The sequence below is a fragment of the Agromyces albus genome (assembly GCF_004134825.1).
Lineage (GTDB): Bacteria > Actinomycetota > Actinomycetes > Actinomycetales > Microbacteriaceae > Agromyces > Agromyces albus.
On sequence record NZ_SDPN01000047.1, the window covers coordinates 21,798 to 27,797 of the forward strand.

Here is a 6,000-nt window from a genome sequence, read left to right on the forward strand (position 1 = left end):
GTGCTCGTGCACGGCGAGTCGCGGCTTGGTTCGCGACCCGCCCGGTCGCCGCGCGGGTCGGTGTCGCGGGTGCATGCAACGATGACTGCGTGCCAGTGGACTTCACCGCGATCGACTTCGAGACCGCCAATTCGTCGAGCGCGTCAGCCTGCTCGGTCGGCATCGTGAAAGTGCGCGACGGTCGCGTCGTCGATCGCGAGCACTGGTACATCCGGCCGCCGTTCCCGCACAACGACTTCTCGGAGTGGAACATCCGCATCCACGGCATCACGCCCGGGATGGTGGCGGATGCCCCCGGCTGGGCCGCGCACCTGCCCGCGCTCCGCGAGTTCGCGGGCGACGACGTGCTCGTGGCGCACAACGCCGGCTTCGACATGGGCGTGATCGCCAAGACCTCGGTCGCGGTCGGCCTCGAGGTGCCCGACTTCCGATACCTCTGCAGCCTGCAGGTCGCGCGCAAGACCTATCACCTCGACTCCTACCGCCTTCCCGTCGTGGCGATGGCCGCCGGCTTCGAGGACTTCTCCCACCACGACGCCCTCGCCGACGCCGAGGCGTGCGCGGCGATCGTCGTGCACGCCGCGAAGCGCCATGAGGCCGACGATCTCGAGCGACTCGCGCACATCACGAGGGTGAAGCTCGGCTCGATCGGCCCCATCGCCACGCGCGAAGACGCCGCCGTGCACGGGCCGATGGCCCTGCAGTAACCCGCCCGGCCGACCTCGCTCCCAGGCGATGTCTGCGGCCCCTGCGACACTTGCGACATGGACCCGATCATCTCGCTCATCCTCGGCATCGTCGTCGGTGCAGCACTCGGCGCGCTCGGCGTGGCGTTCGTGCTGCAGTCACGGGCAGCCCGCGCTCCCAAGGGCGACGATCCGGCGGTGATCGAGGCCCGGCAGCAAGCGGCCCTCGCCGAGCAGAAGGCGGCGGATGCCGCGGTGCAGTCGATCCTGCGTGAAGAGCTCGCATCGGCGCAGGCGACGGCCGAGGCGCTTCGCGAGCAGATCGTGCAGGCCCAGCAGCAGTACCGCGAAGCGGTCGAGCAGCACCGTGCCGAGCAGCAGGCCCGCGAGGCGCGCGACGCGGCGGAGAGCCGGGTGCTGCAGGCGTTGGCGCCCGTCAAGCAGTCGCTCAGCGAGATGAAGATGAAGGTCACCGACCTCGAGCAACAGCGCAGCCTCCAGCACGGCGAGCTCGCCCAGCAGTTGAAGTCCGCAGCGGAGTCGGAAGAGCGGCTTCGCTCCACGGCCGAGTCGCTCGCGTCGGCGCTTCGCTCCAACAGCACCCGCGGCGTCTGGGGCGAGACCCAGTTGCGCAGCGTCGTCGAGGCGGCGGGCCTCCTCGAGCGCGTCGACTTCGACGTGCAGTCGAGCATCTCGAGCGATTCCGGATCCGGTCGCCCCGACATGGTCGTGCGGCTGCCGGGCGGCAAGTCCATCGCGGTCGACGCCAAGGTGCCGTTCAACGCCTACCTCGAGGCCAGCCAGATCCCCGCGACCGCGAGCGGGGCCGATGCCGCGCGGCGCACCGAGTTCCTCAAGCAGCACGTCGCCGCAGTGCGGGCGCACATCACCGCGCTGGGCGCGAAGGGCTATTGGAACGGGCTCGACGCCTCCCCCGAACTCGTCATCGCGTTCATCCCGAGCGAATCGCTCGTCTCCGCGGCGATGGAGGCCGACCCGAGCATCATGGAGTTCGCCTTCTCGAAGCGCGTCGCGCTCGCTTCACCCGTCACGCTCTGGTCGGTGCTGAAGACGGTCGCGTTCTCGTGGCAGCAAGACGTGCTCACGAACGAGGCGAAGACGCTCTTCGACCTGAGCCGCCAGCTGTACACCCGCCTCTCGACGACCGCCGGCCACATCGAGAAGCTCGGTCGCACGATCGAGCGCAGCGTGAAGGACTACAACACGTTCGTGGGCTCGCTCGAGCGGCAGGTGCTCCCCACCGCCCGCAAGCTCGCTGCCCTCGACGAATCGAAGGTGCTCGCACCGCTCGAGGGCATCGAGGAGGCGCCCCGCGAGCTCACCGCGTACGAACTCGTCGCGGGCACCGGTGCCGACCTCGACCCCGAACTCCGCCGCCAGCTCGACGTGCCCGACGAGACTCGCCGATAGCCGCACGCGGGCCGATCCGGCTCAGCCCACGAGCACGCTGACGACGTTCCCGGCCGGGTCCTTGAACCACGCGATATCTGGTCCCATGCCGCTCTCCGAGCCGCGAGCGATGCCCCGCTCGTCGGTGCCGAAGTCGTCGGGCGCGGTGTAGATCTTCGTCACGACGTCGGCTGCGTTCAACTCGTCGACCGCCGTGTCGATGTCGTCGACCAGGAGGTTCAGCACCGTGAAACTCGCGGGCTCATGATTCGGCTTCGGGTAGACGAAGACCGCCTGCCCTGATGGGAGCGTGAGCCGCAGCGCCCCGGCCATCGGTTCATCGTCGACCGGAAGTCCGAGCTTCGTGCCGTAGAACTCGCGAGCCGTGTCGATGTCATCGACGCTGAATCCGGTGAATGCATCTCGAAACGTGACCATCGTGGTCTCCTTCGCAAACGTTGCCACCCAGACTCCCACGGCCGAGGCCGATGGTCGAGAGGTTCACTGCTCCGGCGGCGATGCCGCTTCATCGACCGGCGGCTCGAACCCAGCCGCCGCCTCGGCACCGGTGACGGTCGTCGGGTCCATCTCGGCGTCGAGCGGGTGCGCGAGCTCGTCTTTGCCGAGCCGCGCCAGGGCGAGGGTCGCAAGGGCCAGGACGGGGGGAACCAGACCGGCGATGAGGAATGCCGGCATGAGGCCGATCGCCTCACCCACCGGGCCGGCGGCGGCCATCGAGACGGGCATGAGTGCGAGCGAGACGAAGAAGTCGAGACTCGAGACCCGGCCGAGCATCGCGGGGGGCACCCGCCGCTGCAGGAGCGTGCCCCACAGCACTTGCGCGGCCGAGAAGAGGAAGCCGACGACGAAGAGCGCGACGATCATGACCCACAGCAGGTTCGTCGCACCGAGGATCGCGAGCGGGGCACAACCGAAACCCCACGCGAGGATCATGAGCGTGAGGTACCTTCGCGGCACCTTGATCGAGGCGACCGCGAGGGAGCCGGCGGCGCCGCCCACGCCGAAGGCAGCGAGGGCTAACGCGAACGCCCCGGCGCCGCCCCCGGTCTGGTCTTTCACCGCGAACGGCAGCAGCACTTCGATCGGCCCCATGATGAGGAAGACGAGCACGATCCCGAACACGAGCGTCGCGAGCAGCCACTTCGTCTGCAGGAGGTAGACGAATCCGCCGCGAAGGTCGATGAAGGTCTGCCGGAACGGATGCACCGTCGCCTCGTCGAGATCGCGACGCACCGCCGTCAGGCGCATCATCCGCAGCACCCCGGCGGCGATGATCTGCAACCCGGCGACGACCGCGAACGCGAGCGCCGGCGAGTGCACCGCGATGAGTGCGCTCGCGAGCGCGGGCCCTGCGGCGTTCATGACCGACGGGCGCAGCACGCCCTCGACGCCGTTCGCGGCGAGCAGTTGCTCGTCGGGCAGGATCGCGGGAAGCCACGCCGAGTACGCGGGGTAGAAGAAGCCGTCGGCGACGCCGAGCACGAACGCGATCACGGCGATGTGCCAGACCTCGATGATGCCGCCGAAGGCGAGGGCGGCCGCGACGGCGAAGCCCGCGCCTCGCACGACCTCGACCGTGAAGAGGATGCGTCGCTGCGGGATGCGGTCGGCCGCGACGCCGCCGAACAGCACCGCGAGCACGAGGCCGAGACTCGAGCCGACCGCGACGAACGACAGGTCGACGGGACTGCCGCCCAGTTCCACGACTTGCCACACGGCGGCCACGATCCATGCTCCGGCGCTCAACAGCGACGAGGCGAGGGCGACGATGAGGAGCCGATACTGGCCCGACGCGAACGGTCGGAGCGCGCGCGGCAGACGAGTGACCTGAGTCATCCCCTCATCATCGCGCCGACCACGGACATTCGGTAGGTGGGCCGGATCTCAGCTCACAGATCGCGCTCGTCGAGCCACTTCTCGGCGAGGTGATCGGCCGAGATGCGCCGCACGGTTCCCGAGGTGCCGCGCAACACGATGCTCTCGGTGCGGATGATCGGCCCCTTGCGCTTCACTCCGTCGACGAGGCCGCCGTCGGTCACGCCGGTCGCGACGAAGAACGTGTTGTCGCTGCGCACCATGTCGTCGAGCTCGAGTACGGCGTCGCAATCGAGGCCGGCTGCCTCGGCTCGGCTGCGCTCCGCGTCGTCTTTCGGTGCGAGCCTGCCCTGCATGAACCCGCCGAGTGCCTTGAGGGCGCACGCCGTGGTGATGCCCTCGGGGCTGCCGCCGATGCCGACGCAGAGGTCGATGCGCGACTCGTAGCGTGCGGCGTTGATGCCGCCGGCCACGTCGCCGTCGAGCATGAGTCGCGTGCCCGCGCCGGCCTCGCGGATCTCAGCGATGAGCTGCTCGTGCCTCGGGCGGTCGAGCACGGCGACGCGGAGCTCGCCGACGTCCTTGCCCTTCGCGGCCGCGAGCGCGCGGAGGTTCTCGCCGATGGGCTTGCGGATGTCGAGCACGCCGATCCCCTCGGGGCCGGCCACGAGCTTGTCCATGTAGAACACGGAGGAGGCGTCGAGCATCGTGCCACGGTCGGAGACCGCGATGACCGAGATGGCGTTCTGCCGTCCGGCCGCCGTGAGCGACGTGCCGTCGATCGGGTCGACGGCGATGTCGCACGCCGGGCCGCGGCCGTTTCCGACCCGCTCGCCGTTGAAGAGCATCGGCGCGGCATCCTTCTCGCCCTCGCCGATCACGACGACGCCGTCGAAGTTGACCGTGCCGAGGAACGCGCGCATCGCGTCGACCGCCGCTCCGTCGGCGCCGAGCTTGTCGCCGCGCCCGATCCACGGGTACGCGCGGATCGCCGCGGCCTCCGTGGCACGCACGAGTTCGAGTGCGATGTTGCGATCGGGGTGCAGGTGCTGGCTGGTCGTGTCGAAGCTCACCATCGAGGGTCCTCCCGGACGCTGTGCGCGGCTCCGTCGCTCGGAGCCGTCGTCGAGCGCTCGCGCCCGCCTCTCCAGCCTAGGCATCGGGCCATCGCGCCACTCGAAGTTCCGGGTATCCGCCGGGGAAAGATTCGCAGAACTTAACGCTCAGGAAAGGCGGATGCCGACAACCCCGCCGCCATCGGACCTTGAGCCACTCGCACCAGTTCAGCCGGCGCCGGCTCGAGCGCGCACTCGGTCACGGCAGCGATCGCCACGAACGCGGGCTCGGCGCAGAGCTCGTCGCGCGTCCAGCTGCGCGTCGCGTCGATCCCGGCGCGGGCGATCCGTGCCACCTCGCGCCTGGACTGCGGTGCCACGCGGGCGAGCATGAACCCGTCGTGCGCGCGCACGATCGCGGCCTCGATGATGCCCTCGGGTGCGCCGCCGACGCCGAGCAGCAGGTCGAGGGATCCGTCGGATGCCACGGCGTGCACGATGCGCTCGATGTCACCGTGCTCGAACTCGTGCAGTCGCGCCCCTGCTTCGGCCACCGCCGCGGCGAGCGCGGCGTTGCGCTGTCGGCGCTGCACGGCAACCGTGAGGTCGGCCACTCGGAGCCCGCGGGCTTCGGCGTGCCGGGCGAGGTTCTCACCGACCGGCAGGTCGAGGCGCAGCCCGGCGTCGGGTCCGGCGTGCACGAGCTTGTCGAGGTAGTGGGCAGGCCCGAGGTCGAGGAACGCCCCTCGAGGCGCGGCCGCGAGGATCGCCATCGCTCCCGGCTCCCCGGCTGCAGCCAGGCGCGTGCCGTCGACGGGATCGACGGCGACGTCGATCGCCGGACCGGCACCCGTACCGAACCGTTCGCCCGGGTGCAGCATCGGCGCGTCGTCCTTCTCGCCTTCGCCCGCGACGATCCGGCCGTCGACGGCGACCGCGGCGAGGGCGGCACGCAGCGCGTCGACCGCGGCGGCGTCGACCGCGTGCGGGTCCCGGTGCCCGACGAGCGGCCT

Annotated in this window: 6 protein-coding genes; 2 read left to right on the plus strand and 4 right to left on the minus strand. The window is 70.3% G+C overall.

What is annotated here, in order from left to right; all coding sequences use genetic code 11:
• Positions 1–89 precede the first annotated feature (89 nt).
• Together ESP51_RS17620 and ESP51_RS17625 are read left to right on the plus strand one after the other, a co-directional pair.
• A complete protein-coding gene (locus ESP51_RS17620) occupies positions 90–707 on the plus strand; it encodes an exonuclease domain-containing protein (RefSeq protein ID WP_129522200.1) in 618 nt (205 codons plus the stop codon).
• A gap of 57 nt (positions 708–764) precedes the next feature.
• Positions 765–2,117: a DNA recombination protein RmuC gene (locus tag ESP51_RS17625; protein ID WP_129522201.1), complete on the plus strand. Its 1,353-nt coding sequence runs from the start codon at positions 765–767 to the stop codon at positions 2,115–2,117.
• Between the two features lie 21 nt (positions 2,118–2,138).
• On the opposite strand, the gene ESP51_RS17630 is transcribed toward ESP51_RS17625, so the two are convergent.
• The 4 genes from ESP51_RS17630 to ESP51_RS17645 form a co-directional block, all read right to left on the minus strand.
• Positions 2,139–2,534, minus strand: a complete 396-nt coding sequence (locus tag ESP51_RS17630; protein ID WP_129522202.1) for a VOC family protein — start codon at positions 2,532–2,534, stop codon at positions 2,139–2,141.
• A gap of 63 nt (positions 2,535–2,597) precedes the next feature.
• Positions 2,598–3,953, minus strand: a complete 1,356-nt coding sequence (locus ESP51_RS17635; RefSeq protein WP_129522203.1) for an MFS transporter — start codon at positions 3,951–3,953, stop codon at positions 2,598–2,600.
• Between the two features lie 53 nt (positions 3,954–4,006).
• On the minus strand, positions 4,007–5,008 hold the full coding sequence (gene glpX / locus ESP51_RS17640) for a class II fructose-bisphosphatase (RefSeq protein WP_129522204.1): 1,002 nt from the start codon (positions 5,006–5,008) through the stop codon (positions 4,007–4,009).
• Positions 5,009–5,148: 140 nt separating this feature from the next.
• On the minus strand, positions 5,149–6,000 hold an 852-nt coding region (locus ESP51_RS17645; protein ID WP_129522205.1), incomplete at its 5' end, for a fructose-bisphosphatase class II.

Coding starts and splice junctions, on each gene's coding strand:
- ESP51_RS17625 (WP_129522201.1), top strand. CDS start 765: ATGGACCCGATCATCTCGCTCATCCTCGGCATCGTCGTCGGTGCAGCA.
- ESP51_RS17630 (WP_129522202.1), bottom strand. CDS start 2,534: ATGGTCACGTTTCGAGATGCATTCACCGGATTCAGCGTCGATGACATC.
- ESP51_RS17635 (WP_129522203.1), bottom strand. CDS start 3,953: ATGACTCAGGTCACTCGTCTGCCGCGCGCGCTCCGACCGTTCGCGTCG.
- glpX (WP_129522204.1), bottom strand. CDS start 5,008: ATGGTGAGCTTCGACACGACCAGCCAGCACCTGCACCCCGATCGCAAC.